Source organism: Pleurocapsa sp. CCALA 161, from assembly GCF_003003995.1.
In the GTDB taxonomy this organism is placed as follows: domain Bacteria; phylum Cyanobacteriota; class Cyanobacteriia; order Cyanobacteriales; family Xenococcaceae; genus Waterburya.
Genome location: NZ_PVWF01000108.1, coordinates 1 through 15723, shown reverse-complemented (window position 1 = coordinate 15723; position 15723 = coordinate 1). Strand labels below are relative to the sequence as shown.

Here is a 15723-nt window from a genome sequence, read left to right as displayed (position 1 = left end):
TACAGAGTACTTGTACTAACTATCTTCCCGAAGATTACGTCTGAAACTTCAATTGATTACTTTCGCCAACAGTATCATAAAAGCAGTAACATCAAATGAACCGAACCCCTGCATTCGCTCTTTTTGAACATATTGATAATAATTAGCAATTAAAGTACTGTTAAAAAAGCGTTGTTTCTTACTTGCTACTTGCTACTTGCTACTTGCTACTTAAAAGATGCCCGTCACCATTTCCAAACAAGACTACTGGGATTTAATTCATGAAACCCAACGTCAGCAAAAATTAGATCGTAATGATAAATTTGACGTAACCTATCAGTATCCAGAACAGTTGGGAAAAGGGACATACCGCGAGATTCAACTGCGACAGGGAGTAGAACTAGCGATCGACGATTACCGTCTACACGACGATGTAATTATGCAGCACTCTGAGCGATCGCATCCCTTAGAATATTGCTTTAGCATCGCAGGAAAATCTACTCCCAACTCAATACCTTCAGGACAGTATTCGCTATGTGGTAGCGGTATCGCTCCGATTGAAAAGTGGTCACAATCGGCAGCAGAACCAATTGTAGGGATAAATGTCCACATAGAGCCAGAAGTATTTCAAGCGTTTTTGGGCAATCGCGAATTGGCATCTATAGGATTGGAGCATCTAATAAGAGAAAGCGATCGCTACTACTATAATCGGCGTGGTAAAACCAATATTGCCATGCAGACGGTGTTACATCAAATTCTGCACTGTCCGTTTCAAGATATTACCAAAAGGATTTATTTGGAAAGTAAAGTATGGGAATTAATGGCTTTGTTGATTGAAGAGGAAAAAGAACGACATCAAAGCAAACGTTCTACATTTACTCTAAAACTAGATGATATCGATCGCATTCACCACGCCAAAGAGATTCTAACACAGCAGATAGACAACCCACCTTTATTACTCGATCTTGCAAGACAAGTAGGACTAAACGATTGCACCCTCAAGCGCGGATTTCGCGAAGTATTTGGTACAACGGCGTTTGGTTATTTGCATGACCATCGTTTAGAACAAGCTCGTCAGCTTTTATTAGAAAACCGTTTCAATGTCTCAGAAATTGCTGCCCAGGTTGGATTTGGTAGTTGCAGCTATCTATCCAAAGTATTTCGTAAAAAGTACGGCGTTTCCCCTAAGCAGTATCAGAGTCAGAACAAAAATTCCGTTAAAGACAAATTTTATTCCGTTTAGTACAAATCTGGTGCTATTTTTCGCTATACGCCTTCTGATAGTATTTAGTTTATCAAGAAATATTATCAATAAGCTACAAGGCATTTTGCCTTTTACGAGAAGGTGTGTGGAGTTATGTTGAATCGACTACAGTTGTGCGTATTGACGGGTTTATTATCGTTGGCAGCAATGCCAGTTTTAGGAGCAGAGAATGTAGGGGCGATTCGCGATTCGCCCTTACGAGGAGATACTACGCATATTGCCCAAGGAGTAACGCGAGTTACGGGAGTAGAGGTTGTTCAAACTGAAGAGGGATTGGAGTTAGTTCTAGAAACAGCAGCAGGAAGTGAAAGGTTAGTACCGTTGATTTTGCCAGAAGGGAACGATCTGGTAATCGATATTTTGGATGCAACTTTGGCGTTTTCGATTCGCAATGGCGTAACCGAAATTAACCCCGCACCAGGAATTAGTCGGGTTGCGGTTAATCGAGTCGATGACAACAGTATTCGCGTAACTATCACGGGAGAAAATCAAAACCCAAGCGCGGATGTAGTGCCAGGAAGAGACGATCTGGTTTTAAGTGTTACTCCCCAAGATACTACGGCAGAACAAGAACCAGATGAGGAGATAGAAGTTATCGCGACAGGAGAAAGAGGAACAGAAAATGATGATTATGTTGTTCCCGATGCCACAACTGCCACTCGCACCGATACACCATTAAAAGATATACCCCAATCAATTCAAGTTGTACCCCAACAAGTTATTGAAGACCAACAAGCTAATAGTTTAGAAGATGCCCTTCGTAATGTCAGTGGAGTCAGCACAGGAGATAGTTTTGGCGATAGTACGGAAAGATTTGTAATTCGTGGTTTTGCCCAAGATACTACTTTGGTTAATGGATTTCGCCAAGGTGCTTTCAGACAAGGATTTCCCAGTTTAGATCGATTAGAACGCATCGAAGTTTTAAAAGGTCCTGCATCAATTCTATATGGCAATCTCGAACCTGGTGGGGTAGTTAATTTGGTAACGAAAAAACCTTTATCAGAACCTTTTGCCGAAACAAGTATTGAATTAGGTAGCTTTGGTTTATTTCAGTCTAGTTTTGATTTTTCTGATGCGATCGATTCAGGGCAGAAATTACTGTATCGTTTTAATACTTCTGTTGAAGCTGGTGGTAATTTCCGCGACTTTGAGCAAGATACGACTCGTTTATCTCTCGCCCCCAGCATTAGTTGGCAAATTGGCAAAAACACGGACTTACTCATAGATTTTAATTATACTACCCAAGCCAGCCCCTTTGATCGCGGTATTGTAGCTATAGGCGATAATGTTGCCGATATTCCCTTCGATCGCATTTTTCAACAGCCTGATGATGAATATGAATTAGAACAGTTTAATGCCAGCTATCAGTTAGAACATCGTTTTAACGACAAATGGAAACTCCGCAATAGCTTTAGCTTGGTTTCTTCAGATACGTCGAATTTTACTTTAGATTCCATATTTATTGACGATTCGGGGATTTTAGAAAGGGAATTTCGTCGTAACGAAGATATTAGTGAAAACTACAGCTTACAAACTAATGTAGTTGGAGAGTTTAAGACAGGAAAAGTCGAGCATCAACTTTTAGCAGGATTGGATTACGACCGTTCTACTGGTGTAGGAAGACAGGGAAGATTACCAGACGATCCTGTATTCTTAATTGATATTTTTACCCAAGAAGCAGATCCCGTACCTGATATCGAACCAGAAGATTTAACTTCATTTGTGAGAGATGAAAACGTTCGTGCAGATTTAATTGGTATTTATCTGCAAGACCAAATTTCAGTAGGTAAACAATTCAAGTTTTTGGCTGGGGGACGTTTGGATATTTATGACCAAGAAAGTATTGATTTTACTGAAGATCTTACTTCCGAACAGTCTCAAGAGAAATTTAGTCCCCGCGTTGGTTTAGTCTATCAACCAGTTGAACCGATTTCTTTTTATGCTAGTTATAGCACTTCCTTTAATCCCGATCCCTTTAATTCCACTACTGTTGATGGTGAAGTTCTCGAACCTTCCACTGGTACACAATACGAACTGGGAGTCAAAGGAGAATTTTTAGATGGCAACCTTACTACTACCTTGGCTTTCTACCAAATCGAGCGCGATAATTTTGCTACTACCGACCCCGATAATCCAGATTTTAGTATTGCTGCGGGGGAAGTTCGCAGTCGCGGAATTGAATTAGATGTCGCGGGGGAAATCTTACCTGGCTGGAATGTAATTGCTGCTTATGCTTATACCGATGCCGAGATTACTGAAGATAATGATTTTTCTGTGGGTAATAGATTAGAAAATGTCCCTGAAAATAGCGCGAGTCTGTGGACGACTTATCAAATTCAGCAGGGAAGCTTACAGGGTTTTGGTTTAGGTGCGGGAGTCTTTTTTGTTGGCGACAGACAAGGGGATTTAGACAATACTTTTACCTTACCCAGTTATGTTCGTACTGATGCAGCATTGTTTTATCGTCAAAATGATTGGCAAGCAAATCTTAACTTCCAAAATCTTTTTGATGTGGATTATATTGTGTCAAGTGAAACTTTTAGAGAGTTTGTTAGACCAGGCGATCCTTTTACTATCATTGGTTCGGTTTCGGTGAGATTTTAGGAACGATCGCCGTAGAATTCTAATTTGTTGGGGTTAACTTCATTGTTTAAAAGATTTTATCGTTCAGTTTTGCTTTTTTTACTAGGCATTCTAATTGTAGTTGCGATCGCTGCCTGTAATAACAACACGCCAACAAAACCTAATTCTGCCTTGACAGATAATTGTCGGGTAATTCAACACGCGATGGGTGAAACTTGCGTTCCTCTTAATCCCCAACGGATTGTGGTTTTAGATTCTGTAATGTTAGAGGCTGCTATAGCTTTGGATGAAAAACCCGTAGGTAGTCCTCTTGAATATATTATGTCACCTGTATCTACTGAAGGTATTGAGGATCTCGGCGATGTTGAAGCAATAAATTTAGAGAGAGTTTTAGCATTAAAACCTGATTTGATTCTAGGACTTGCAGAATCAACTGCCCCCTATTCTCAACTCAGTCAAATTGCACCCACTGTTTTAGTAGATTTTGAACATAGTGGAGAATGGAAAGAGCATTTTGCTTTTGTCGGCAAAGTTTTAGGCAAATCCGAACAGGTAGATCGAGTCATGTCTGATTACTACCAACGGGCAAAAGAATTTCAACAAAAGATGAGCAACAGTAGTAAAACTTATGTATCAATTGTGCGGATCTATCCTACTCAAATTAATCTTTATACTAAAGCAGGATTTCCAGGCACTGTCTTAGAAGATGCAGGTTTATCTCGCCCAACTTCGCAAGATTTAAATCTTGAAGAAACAAAGGGATTAGTAGATAATCCGATTCAATACACTATCTCCGAAGAGGTTATTAATAAAGCAGATGGCGATGCTGTGTTTGTAGTTGTTGGCGACTGGGATGCAAAGATCGATGAAGTGCTAACATCTCTCAAAGCCGATCCTTTATGGTTAAAACTAGAAGCTGTTCAGCAAGGAAAAGTGTATGAAGTCCCAGATTATTGGCTTGGAAGTGGCGCGATCGCAGCTAATGCAGTCCTCGATGATTTGTTTGAGTATCTCCTAGAAGATAATTTTTAAAAAGCGATTGGCGAAGCCTAGCCGAAGGCATCGCACTGTTTGATAACTCGTTTGTCTGTTTTACGCGATCGCTAATACCATAGATAATAAGCTCTACTTTCGTCACGAGCGATCTTGTTATACAAATTTGATGTCAGCTTGTTTTTCGATTGCTTTGAGAGTTCCAACAGGAATTATTTTACTGCTATGAATAGGAACAATGGCAGTACGTCTAGTTTCGCGATTAAATAGCTTTAGATGTGAACCTGTTTGACCTATATCTGTAAATCCAGCTTTCTTTAATTGTTTTATGACTTGTTTTGCCGTCAATCTAGGAGTGCGTGGGGACATTAAATTTTTTCGCTTATAAGACTAACTCTATCTGTTCGGATGGTGAATCTCCCGAATACAGGTCGTCTGGAATAGGCTCAAGCATCAATTTAATAGCATCTTCTAAATTAGCGATCGCTTTTTCTTTAGTGTCGCCAAAAGAGGAAACAAAATTGAGTTCGGGACAAGTTGCCGAATATGCCTGTGCTGATTCGTCCCATTCAATAACTGCTCTGACTATCATTATTATTTAATTACTGCTTTCTCTAATTTTAGATGATGTTTTTTGGTACAAAGCGATGCAGCGCGTTGTCCCTAAAGGGATACCGCAAGCATATGGGGGTTTCCCCCATTGTAGCGACACAGCACTCCGAAGGAGTGCAAAGTCCCTTCGGGACGTTGGCGCGAATGCGCCGTTCAAGAAGCGATCGCGTCCTAAAGGATACCCTAAAGGGTTCGCCCTTTTTAAGCATATTGATAATAATTAGCAATTAAAGTACTCTTGAAAAAGGGTCGTATATCTCTCTAATTGCCGTCTGCTAACAAATTTATCGTCATGACAATTACAATTTATGGTTCTGATTACGATGCGCTTTGGCAAGAGGCTAATCCTGCTTCTGGGAACCTAAAGTCTGAGGGATTTTCCGAAACGTTACAGCTAGTTCCAGAACGCTTAGGGCAAGGATATATTCAGTCGATAGATTTTCACGGTATCAATATATTACTATTCAACTATCAGCTTCATGACGATCTATTTATAATCAGGAAAGATGGAGATGTTCCCAATATCAGCCGTGAGTTTGGCTTTAACTTGTCGGGCGATCGCGGTGGAAAGCGCACGGGAGAAAACTTTGTTCAGTGGGGAAGTTTTGACGAACCAGATAAATACGTACAGATTGCCTATGCTAACGATCCTCTACTGAAGGTGGATATTCATTTAGAATCTGCTGACGAGTTAACTCAATCGATCGCCGAAGTCTTAGAAGAATTGCCCACCGAAACTAAAAAGCGTATTTGCGATCGCGGTAGCTTTAGTGAGATAGATTGCATTACTCCTGCCATGCGATCGGCACTGATGCAAATCATGCACTGTCCTTTTCAGGGAAAAACGAAGCAGATTTACTTAGAGAGTAAGTGCTTGGAACTGATTACTTTAAAATTAGAGCAGCTTAAACAAAGTGATAAACAAATAGCGAAGTTACATTCACTTAGGTCAGAAGATCGCGATCGCATTCAGCTAGCTAAAACTATTCTCACTAATAACTTCGATAGTCCACCGTCTCTGGTCGAACTAGCCCGACAGGTAGGATTAAATGATTGCACCCTCAAGCGAGGATTTCGCCAAGTGTTCGGTACGACGGCATTCGGCTATCTCCACAGTTATCGCCTCGAACAAGCCCGTCTGCTTTTATTAGAACGTCGGCTCAACGTCGCGGAAATTGCTCATAAAGTAGGGTTTGCCAGTTACACTTCTCTCTCCAAAGGATTTCGCAAAAAGTACGGTGTTTCACCAAAGCAATATCAGACGCGAGCTAAAAATTCCGTTTAGAACATATTTTATTCCGTTTGGGCAATATCTGTAGCTATAGCTATAACTCGCACTCTGGTACGATTCTATTTATTAAGAATTTATATCAATAAACAAAAGGTTTTTGCTTTTGGCAAGAAGGTGCGAGGAGTTATGTTGAATCGACTACAGCCACTTATATTGACAGGTTTATTATCGTTATTTGCAATACCAGTGTTAGGAACGGAGGCTTCTTTGGACGGGGAGAAAGCTCTCATAAAGAAATCTCCTAGTCCCTCATTCCCCGACGCGCTAGCTAATCCTTTAGGGCAGTCCCCACGTCAGCCATCATCTATAGATTTGTTAGCGCAGGATAATTTAACGCGGGTTACAGGGATAGAGGTAAATCAAACGCCTGATGGATTAGAGTTAATTCTCAAAACTGTAGCGGGAAGTGAAAGATTAGTGCCGTTGATTCTACCAGAAGGGAATGATTTGGTAATCGATATTCTCGACGCAACTCTAGCATTCGACCTTAGAAATGGCGCGACAGAAACTAACCCCGCACCAGGAATCAATAAGATTACGGTTAGTAAAACCAATGAAAACAGTATTCAGGTCAGGATTACGGGAGAGAATCAGACACCCAGCGCGGAAGTATTAACTGGTAGAGATAACTTAGTATTGGGGTTGTGCCGAGGTATATGTAAAATCATGCCACATCTTCCTGTAACTCTTACTACGTAAGGGTTTGATTTTCCAAGGTCTATTGTGATCGCTATCTATCTGGATAGCAAAAAACTTGAAAGCATTACTCTATAAAGCTTTTATCTATATTTTGCTTGGTACTATCTTTCTCCAAAGACATTAGCAGACATTAAAAATAGGGCTTATGAGGAGCATTAGCAGACTTAAAACCCTATTTGTTCGTTGATTTATGTCTGCTAATGCACTTTATCAGACATAAAGAGTCTGTGAGAAAACCTAGTTTTGAAACCCATACATATCAATGGTTTGAATGAGATGTGGCACGATTTTACGTGTATCTCGGTCGAACCCCGTATTAAGCATCACTCCTGAAAGTACTACTGCCGAACAAGAACCAGATGAGGTAGGGGCGATTCGCGAATCGCCCTTACAGATTATTGCCACGGGTGAAGCAGAAGAAGAAGATAGTTACAGTGCTGATAATGCTACCACTGCCACGCGGACTGATACACCGCTACGGGATATACCCCAATCGATTCAGGTTGTACCCCAAGAAGTAATTGAAGACCAAGGTGTAACTCGGATTGGGGATGCTTTACGTAACGTATCGGGGGTAACGATTCAAAGAGATCGTAGTAATGCTAGCGATCGCTTTAATATTCGCGGATTTGATAATTCTAGAATCCTCAGAAACGGATTTAGATCGGGAAATATATCTGGCAACACGATAAATATTTCACCTAACGTAGTAGAACGGATTGAAGTACTCAAAGGTCCTGCTTCGGTATTATACGGGCAGGTAGAACCAGGAGGTGTAGTTAACTACGTTACTAAAAAGCCTCTGGATGAACCATTCTACAATTTAGAATTTACGGCGGGAAGTTTTGGGTTTGTCGAACCAGCGATTGACCTTACAGGACCTTTGACAGAGGACAAAAAGTTAACTTACCGTTTTAACGCTTCCTATCAAAATGGCGGTAATTTCCGCGATTTTGTCGATTCAGAAATTATCGCTATTGCCCCTGTTATTAGCTATGACTTTAGCGATAACACTAACTTGACCTTTGAATATGAGTATTTAGAATCCAATCAAACTTTTGATGATGGTTTACCTATCGATCCGATTGTGTTTGAACTTCCTAGAGAAAGGTTTTTAGGAGAACCAGAGGATTTTGAAGATATTAATACTCATAGTTTTTATTTAAACTTAAACCACCGTTTTAGCGACAATATTAGGCTACGTAGTGGCTTTGCTGCGGAAATTTCCGATACTTCCGAATCTGCTTTTCGCTTATTTGAATTAGATCCAGAAACTAATGAAATCTCTAGATTTACTTCTGAGGGAGAGTTTTCTAACGACAACATTTCCTGGCAAACAGATTTGATTAGTGAGTTTAAAACTGGTTCGGTGGAACATCAGTTATTAGCGGGATTCGAGTTAGCAGAAAGCGAGTTACAAGATGAAAGTGTTGGTTTTTTTGAAGACGGAACTTTGACCATTAACGTAGTTGATCCACAATATGGCACTCTAAGACCCAATAATAATACTAACTTTACTGAAAATAAAACATTAAGTACTGTGGGTCTTTATCTACAAGACCAAGTTACGTTGTTACCCAATCTCAAATTTTTAGCAGGTGGTAGATATGATTTTGCCACGAATGAAAGTGAATTTGACGAATTATTTGAAGGTGAGACTTTTTCTGACGAGAGCGAATTTGACAGTGAAGCCTTTTCTCCCCGTGTGGGCTTAGTCTATCAACCCGTCGAACCAATTTCTCTCTATGCCAGTTTTAGTCGTTCTTTTATTCCTAATACCGATACAACTAGCGACGGAGAAATAATCGAGCCAGAAAGGGGTACGCAGTATGAGATCGGAATAAAAGGGGAATTTGGTGATTTTTCTACTACCCTAGCTGCTTACGATATTACCAAAACTAATATCACTAGAACCGATCCTGACGATCCCGATTTTTCCATTCCTATCGGTGAGGTGACAAGTCGCGGAATTGAATTAGATGTGGCGGGAGAACCTTTGAGTGGTTGGAATATTATTGCTTCTTTATTCTTTAACGACGCTTTTATCTCTGAAGGGGATGAAGATAATCCTGAAGATGACACCTTAATTAATGCTCCTGGTAGTGGTGCGAGTCTGTGGACGACTTATGAAATTCAACAGGGTAGTCTACAAGGTTTGGGTTTTGGTGCAGGCTTATTTTATGTAGGGGATGTAGAAGCAGAAATCCCCAATGATTTTGTCATACCTTCCTATGTACGCGCCGATGCCAGTCTATTTTACGATCGCGATAATTGGCGAGCGCAACTTAATTTTAAAAATCTGTTTGACAAGGAATATTTTGAATCCTCACAGAATACTAGTTTAATCTATCCTAGTGCGCCGTTTACGGTTTTAGGTAGTGTTTCGGTGGAGTTTTAAATCGTACTTACGTTAAATTGTGACAACAACATTGATTGGTTCGTAAGTAGCAAGTAGCAGATAGCAGATAGCAGATAGCAATTATTCTTTTAGCTTTTTGGTTGTTGCAATTAGAATTTTTATTATTTGATTTAATTCGTCTAGCATCGTTGCTAGTTTTGATTCGGGAATAATATCATTATCAATCAAAAGCAACATCCAGTAGCGAGTCTCGCTTTTAAAGTAGCAAGTATCGCTTCGCTCAGATAGCAGATAGCAATTTTGATAAATTCCAAGTTGCTACTTGCTCCTTGCTACTTGCTACTTATTAGAATTGCATCATCGTATTTTCTTTTATTCAACTCAACGTAGACTTTGATTACTCTATTAGCAAAATTTCTAGTTCTGTCTTGTATCGAAATCTGTGGATTATTCATAGATACAATCAAGCGTCGTGAATCAAATATATGACTAGTAAGTTTAACTTAGGTAGTCAAATAATAGGCTCATAATTTTCTTTAATTGCTATCTGCTACTTGCTATCTGCTACTTAAACTTCCTCAGCTCATGTCTAAATTACGTCGTTTACTAACCATAGGAATCTGTATTGTCATTTTAGTTGTGGCTTGCGATCGCTCTCCAGATTCTTCAACAAGCGACCGCCCTACCTCTGCTAGTTCAGAATCATGTCGTCTGGTTAAACACGAGATGGGAGAAACAGAAGTTTGCGGTCAACCTGAACAAGTTGCTGCCCTTAGTCCCCATATTCTAGACAGTATGCTAGCACTAGGAGTTCAACCTGCTGCTTATGCCGAATCAGTAAATCTAAATATTCAAACCTACGACAACCCTACAGAACAAATTCCCTATCTCGGTCAATGGGTAACGACACAGCCAATAGGATTGGGCGATCGCAAATCTCCCTCTCTCGAACGTTTGGCTCAACTTCAACCCGATTTAATTTTAGGGGAAGAGTGGAATAATCAAGACGAATATTCCTTGCTAACTCAAATTGCACCTACCTTACTATTTAGCGATACTAAAAATCCTGATGAACCTCAATCTTGGCAGCAGGATATTCAGGGAATTGCTAAAGCTTTAGGCAAAGAAGCTCAAGGGTCAGAATTACTAAAGGCATTTGAGGAGCAGATCGCTCATGCTCGTAAAGCCCTACAACCTGTAGTGCAAAAATATCCCCGTATATTTTTAATTAGCTCTAATTTAACTACTCATGTTTACTCACAACCTGAAAGTACCACAGCCAGATTATTGAAAGAAATTGGTTTTGAAATCGTTCAGCCAGAAGGGACAAAAGGTGAGGCGGAAATTTCTCAGGAAATATTACCCCAGATTGAAACCGACCTAATAATCGTTTTATCCTATAGCGATGATAGTTTCCACGATTGGGAAGATACGGTGCGTCAAAAATGGGCGCAGAATCCTTTACTAAAATCCATGCCAGTCTCTCAGCAAGGTCGAGTATATTTTGTAGATTATTATCTTTGGGGCAGTCACACTCGCGGGCCATTAACCGATAAACTGATTTTAGAATCTTTGCCTGATTTGCTTTTGGACAGTGTGGAAGCAGAAGAGGCAAAATAAGTATCTAAGCTAAAACCAATTTAGCCACTGGTAATGGTTTTCCTTCAGCTTGTAAATGTAAAATTAGCTCCTCCATTACTTCCAAACCAAGTTGGAGAGCTTCTTGATAAGTTTCTCCATGAGTAACAGGTTGCATAACTTCGTTAGCAAATTCAGGAAGATAAGCTAAATAACATTCATCTTCTAGACTCCAAGCAATAGTAATTTGGTACTTATGATTCATTCTTAGCTCTCTGTATAGCTTGTTTTACTTGTTTTTCGGAATATGATTTGGCATCCGAGCCATCTTTTCCAGGTAAGTTTACTCTAATTGTAGTCCCAGGATATTGATATATTGCATGGCTACCTTTACCTCTTTTGGGAATCAATTCAAAACCTGCCTTGATAAGTATTGCTTTTAATTCTCTTATTTTTTTAGGCACATCTATGTTTAATTTCTGCATACATCATAACTGAGAGACTGGAAGTAAGATCGTGAATTATTCCGTTTAAGAGTCAAAAAACTCCGTTTAGGAATCAAATTGAGTCGCGCTTTTCGATACACTCTTTATGAGTAGCTTTTTGTTGGTCATTCTACTGTGCAGAGCCATAAGCTATAAGCTATTGAAATTATTGCATCATGCCTTTTAGTTGAAGCATTTTTAATTGCTATCTGCTGCTTGCTACTTGCTACCTGCTACTTCCGAACTGATTTCTGTCGTAGTTTTAATTCAAATTTTGTCCGACTTTATGGAAATTCCTCTCAAGCAATATAGCGATCTTCTATATGATTACCTCAAGCCACAACAAGGACGGGTAATCAAACTGGCGATCGCCCTTCTCGGCAGCATTATCCTACAAATCCTTAACCCGCAGCTTTTAGGACGCTTCATCGATACGGCTGTAAAGGGTGGCGCGACAAAAACTTTGATTACTATTGCTTCGGTGTTTGTCGGCGTGTCGATATTAAACCAAGGTTTGGCGATTTTGACTACTTACTTGAGTGAAACCGTAGCCTGGACTGCCACTAATGCCCTATGTATCGATTTGGCAGAACACTGTTTAAAACTAGATTTGTCCCATCATAAATACCGCACGCCTGGAGAATGGGTCGAACGGATCGATGGTGATGTAGTTGCCCTGTCGCGCTTTTTCTCACAACTAGTAATTCACGTTTTAGGCAACGGCATTTTATTAATCGGTATCTTAATTATCCTGTTTTTAGAAGATTGGCGGGCAGGTTTGAGTCTGTCCCTCTTTTCTGGTTTGGCACTGTTAAGCTTACTAAGAGTACAAAGATTTGCCGTTGTTCCTTGGACTCGTTATCGTCAAAAGAGTGCCGAGTTTTTTGGCTTTATTGGCGAACAAATTGCTGGACGGGAAGATATTCGCGCTAATGGTGCTGTCGGCTATGTGATGCAGAGATTCTATCGCACCTTACAAAGCTGGTTACCCCTCTATCATCAGGCTCGTTTTACTAGTACCCTACTCTGGACGGGTAGCGTCGGGCTTTTTACCATAGGAAAGGCTATCGCTCTTGCCCTAGCTGCATACCTCTGGCAGCGTCAAGCAATTACTATTGGTACAGCATATCTCATCTTTCACTATACCAATCTACTTAGCGAACCTATCGAACGCATTCGCGAAGAACTCGAACAACTCCAGCAAGTCGAAGCTAGCATCTACCGCATCCGCGAGCTATTTAATTTGCAGTCTCATCTACAAGACACGGGACAAATCTCTCTCCCATCAGCAGCGCTTTCTGTCAACTTAGAAAACGTCTGGTTTAATTACGATAAGTCATTAGTTGTTAGCAATCGAAGAGCAATTGATAATGAAAAACGAAGGACACAAGACCAAAACTGGACATTACAAGACATTTCCTTCAATCTCCCTGCTGGTAAAACGTTGGGACTACTAGGACATACTGGTAGTGGTAAAACAACTTTAGCCCGCTTGCTCTTAAGATTTTATGATGTCGATCGCGGTACGATTTATTTAGATAATACGGCAACTGCACAAATCCCCTTATTAGAATTACGTCAGCGAGTAGGAATAGTGACTCAAGATGTACAGCTTTTTCAAGCCAGCATTCGGGATAATCTAACTTTTTTTGATTCGAGTATTAACGATGCAGAGATTTTATCAACCCTAGAATTATTAGGTCTTATAGACTGGTTAGAAACTCTTTCTCAAGGTTTAGATACTAGACTTAATTCCGATAGTAGCGGACTTTCGGCGGGACAGGCGCAACTATTAGCCTTTGCTCGTGTATTTCTCAAAAATCCAGGTTTAGTAATTCTCGATGAAGCTTCTTCTCGTCTCGATCCAGCTACAGAAATGCTAATCGAACGGGCGATCGTACAACTACTAAAAGACCGTACCGCAATTATTATTGCCCACCGCCTCCAAACCATTCAAAAAGTAGACCAAATCTTAATTTTAGAACGAGGAAAAATCCTTGAATATGGCGATCGCATTACCTTAACCCAAAATTCCAGCTCAAGATTTTCTAATCTACTAAAACTAAATTCAAACGAATTTTGCAGGTAGATTGTGGAACGATCGACCCTCAATCCTCGCTCGCGCATCATCTCTGACAAATCACGGTAACTCAACGGATATCGCAGATACCATCTCACGCACAATAAAATGAATTCGGCTTGAAAGTGTCGCCATTTGAAGGGAGTTTTTGAATTCATAAATGTTGAGATAGAAACAGCAGCTCAATACTACTACATTGACCAGGGCTTCGCCCTTGGAAGGCAGATGGCAGATGGCAGATGGCAGATGGATTATCCTTCAAACTTATCCTTTAAGGACACAAGCCCCGACTTCTTAAGTCGGAAGAGGTTGAGGAGGGGTACAAGCTCCTTCTCAACGAGTGACCTACATGCGTGCAAGCCCTTTGTGCCATCTGCCCTTGTAGCGCAGCGTCTTTTGCCTTCGTTTGACGTTTCAATTTCCTGCAACACTACCTATTGACGGCAATATTACAGCGAAAGCAAAAAATCTAAAGTTATCTTGGTGGTAAGTGAGCAGGAAGAACGCTAATTGATGCGATCGCAATATAAACTAGAGCAAAACGGGTTTCAAAAATGGCGATGGAATGGAACTTAGCCTTACGATACCAATCTTTAAATCCAAAGACTGTGAGTAACTTTAGTAAAGCGATCGCAAAAGACAAAGCTGTTACTAAAGATAGACAGTTGAAACTGTAAAGACTAAAAATAATTAAAGCAGCGATGCAATGATATATTACTCCTGGTCTAAAAGCTGCGGTTTTCTTACGACGTAGCTTGATGGTATATACTGCGCTGCTAAAAAACAGGGTATTAAGTACCCACATTGCCATTGCTTCAATACTGAGGTTTCCTGTGGTTGCGCCATAAGCCAAAGGTGTAGCCAAACAGATGGCTGCAAAACCGATGATTTCATTAGCTCTAGATTTATGTTTTCCTTTGGCGTTGTTCAAAAACGGGAGATTTTGGGTAACAAACGCAGGTCAAGTCAAGCCAAGTTATGAGCTTCACTTACAGAACAAAAGTATTATTGTAGAAGTTTGATTTTCAGGCAGCTTGAAAAAGCTCAAAGCCTAGCATTTCTAGCCAATGAGGATGCTTGTTTCCTGTCATCAGTTCTGTAGGACTTTTGCCTACTCGTTCGGGAACTCGGCTTGACCTAAAGGTGCGATGATTCAGAAAAAACCTGAGAAGGTCAAGATAATCAGAATTCAGATGCTTTCTCAAGAAAAAGTAATTTCTGAGGCGAGAATTAAGGTTTTCTACTAAAGAGCTGGCTCTGGGAGTCGATTTCATCGCCGATTCTACTGCCTCCTTCACAGGGAGAAATTTCTCAGACAGTATTTGGTAAACCTGATTCCATTTCTGCCAATAGACATTAGTGGATAGGGATTTCTTCATCAATAAACAGACCTGTCGCACCTGAGATACAGAAATCTGAAACTTGTGGGCAATATCTGCCAGTTTCTGGTCGAGAACTTGAGCAAAGGCTAATAAATCTTCTTTTTGATTCGATAAGGCGATTCTCAAAGCCCTAATCCCTTTGTGAGCTTGGTCTTCCCTCTGTTTGAGTTCTGAGATAATGAAATTGAGCAATTCTAAACGTTCTGACCAGTCTGGTCCCGCCAAGGATAAAATGTCAATTCTCAACCAATAGAGTAATATTTTGATGTCAGCGAACTTATTTAGGAGTTTGGCTTCCTTTTGACGCGCTTTAATTAACTTAGTTGAGAATTTATTCCCCTCTCCCTTTAATTTAGCCAACTCCATTTTCTCTTCCAGCTTTTCTCTTTGAGTTGTGGCTCCTTGGGCTTTCTTAGCT

Annotated in this window: 14 protein-coding genes and 2 pseudogenes; 8 read left to right on the top strand and 8 right to left on the bottom strand. The window is 40.3% G+C overall.

Going from position 1 to position 15723, the window contains the following annotated elements; all coding sequences use genetic code 11:
• The first annotated feature begins 217 nt into the window (after positions 1-217).
• From C7B62_RS19850 to C7B62_RS19840, 3 genes are all read left to right on the top strand, one after another.
• Positions 218-1222: an AraC family transcriptional regulator gene (locus tag C7B62_RS19850; protein ID WP_106241194.1), complete on the top strand. Its 1005-nt coding sequence runs from the start codon at positions 218-220 to the stop codon at positions 1220-1222.
• Between the two features lie 114 nt (positions 1223-1336).
• A complete protein-coding gene (locus C7B62_RS19845) occupies positions 1337-3847 on the top strand; it encodes a TonB-dependent siderophore receptor (protein ID WP_106241205.1) in 2511 nt (836 codons plus the stop codon).
• Positions 3848-3916: 69 nt separating this feature from the next.
• Complete coding sequence (locus C7B62_RS19840) at positions 3917-4858, top strand: iron-siderophore ABC transporter substrate-binding protein (protein ID WP_146132147.1); 942 nt, start codon at positions 3917-3919, stop codon at positions 4856-4858.
• Between the two features lie 117 nt (positions 4859-4975).
• Here the strand turns inward: C7B62_RS19840 and C7B62_RS19835 are convergent, their stop codons facing one another.
• Together C7B62_RS19835 and C7B62_RS19830 are read right to left on the bottom strand one after the other, a co-directional pair.
• Positions 4976-5188: a type II toxin-antitoxin system HicA family toxin gene (locus tag C7B62_RS19835; protein ID WP_106241186.1), complete on the bottom strand. Its 213-nt coding sequence runs from the start codon at positions 5186-5188 to the stop codon at positions 4976-4978.
• Between the two features lie 13 nt (positions 5189-5201).
• Complete coding sequence (locus tag C7B62_RS19830) at positions 5202-5411, bottom strand: type II toxin-antitoxin system HicB family antitoxin (protein ID WP_106241183.1); 210 nt, start codon at positions 5409-5411, stop codon at positions 5202-5204.
• A gap of 312 nt (positions 5412-5723) precedes the next feature.
• On the opposite strand from C7B62_RS19830, the gene C7B62_RS19820 reads away from it, so the two are divergent.
• From C7B62_RS19820 to C7B62_RS19810, 3 genes are all read left to right on the top strand, one after another.
• Complete coding sequence (locus C7B62_RS19820) at positions 5724-6716, top strand: helix-turn-helix transcriptional regulator (protein WP_106241177.1); 993 nt, start codon at positions 5724-5726, stop codon at positions 6714-6716.
• Between the two features lie 132 nt (positions 6717-6848).
• Positions 6849-7421: an AMIN domain-containing protein gene (locus C7B62_RS19815; RefSeq protein ID WP_106241174.1), complete on the top strand. Its 573-nt coding sequence runs from the start codon at positions 6849-6851 to the stop codon at positions 7419-7421.
• Between the two features lie 271 nt (positions 7422-7692).
• Positions 7693-9819: a TonB-dependent siderophore receptor gene (locus C7B62_RS19810; protein WP_106241171.1), complete on the top strand. Its 2127-nt coding sequence runs from the start codon at positions 7693-7695 to the stop codon at positions 9817-9819.
• 81 nt (positions 9820-9900) lie between these two features.
• Here the strand turns inward: C7B62_RS19810 and C7B62_RS27230 are convergent, their stop codons facing one another.
• On the bottom strand, positions 9901-10017 hold the full coding sequence (locus C7B62_RS27230) for a hypothetical protein (RefSeq protein ID WP_146132146.1): 117 nt from the start codon (positions 10015-10017) through the stop codon (positions 9901-9903).
• A 348-nt stretch (positions 10018-10365) separates the two neighbouring features.
• On the opposite strand from C7B62_RS27230, the gene C7B62_RS19800 reads away from it, so the two are divergent.
• Positions 10366-11400 carry an ABC transporter substrate-binding protein gene (locus C7B62_RS19800; protein WP_106241167.1) on the top strand — a complete coding sequence of 345 codons (1035 nt, stop codon included), beginning with the start codon at positions 10366-10368 and terminating at the stop codon, positions 11398-11400.
• 4 nt (positions 11401-11404) lie between these two features.
• Here the strand turns inward: C7B62_RS19800 and C7B62_RS19795 are convergent, their stop codons facing one another.
• Entirely contained in the window at positions 11405-11623 is a 219-nt protein-coding gene (locus C7B62_RS19795; protein ID WP_106241164.1) for a type II toxin-antitoxin system HicB family antitoxin, read from the bottom strand.
• Entirely contained in the window at positions 11613-11843 is a 231-nt protein-coding gene (locus tag C7B62_RS19790) for a type II toxin-antitoxin system HicA family toxin (protein WP_370304085.1), read from the bottom strand. Before C7B62_RS19790 ends, C7B62_RS19795 begins: the two co-directional genes overlap by 11 nt.
• A 286-nt stretch (positions 11844-12129) precedes the next feature.
• On the opposite strand from C7B62_RS19790, the gene C7B62_RS19785 reads away from it, so the two are divergent.
• Positions 12130-13932 carry an ABC transporter ATP-binding protein gene (locus tag C7B62_RS19785; protein ID WP_106241198.1) on the top strand — a complete coding sequence of 601 codons (1803 nt, stop codon included), beginning with the start codon at positions 12130-12132 and terminating at the stop codon, positions 13930-13932.
• Here the strand turns inward: C7B62_RS19785 and C7B62_RS26655 are convergent.
• From C7B62_RS26655 to C7B62_RS26285, 3 genes and pseudogenes are all read right to left on the bottom strand, one after another.
• Positions 13932-14081 (bottom strand): annotated as a pseudogene (locus C7B62_RS26655) (IS6 family transposase); the annotation flags it as partial. The gene C7B62_RS19785 and the pseudogene C7B62_RS26655 sit on opposite strands and share 1 nt — an antisense overlap.
• A 317-nt stretch (positions 14082-14398) precedes the next feature.
• A complete protein-coding gene (locus C7B62_RS19775; RefSeq protein WP_199194292.1) occupies positions 14399-14854 on the bottom strand; it encodes a hypothetical protein in 456 nt (151 codons plus the stop codon).
• Between the two features lie 94 nt (positions 14855-14948).
• A pseudogene (locus C7B62_RS26285) lies at positions 14949-15723 on the bottom strand (hypothetical protein); the annotation flags it as partial.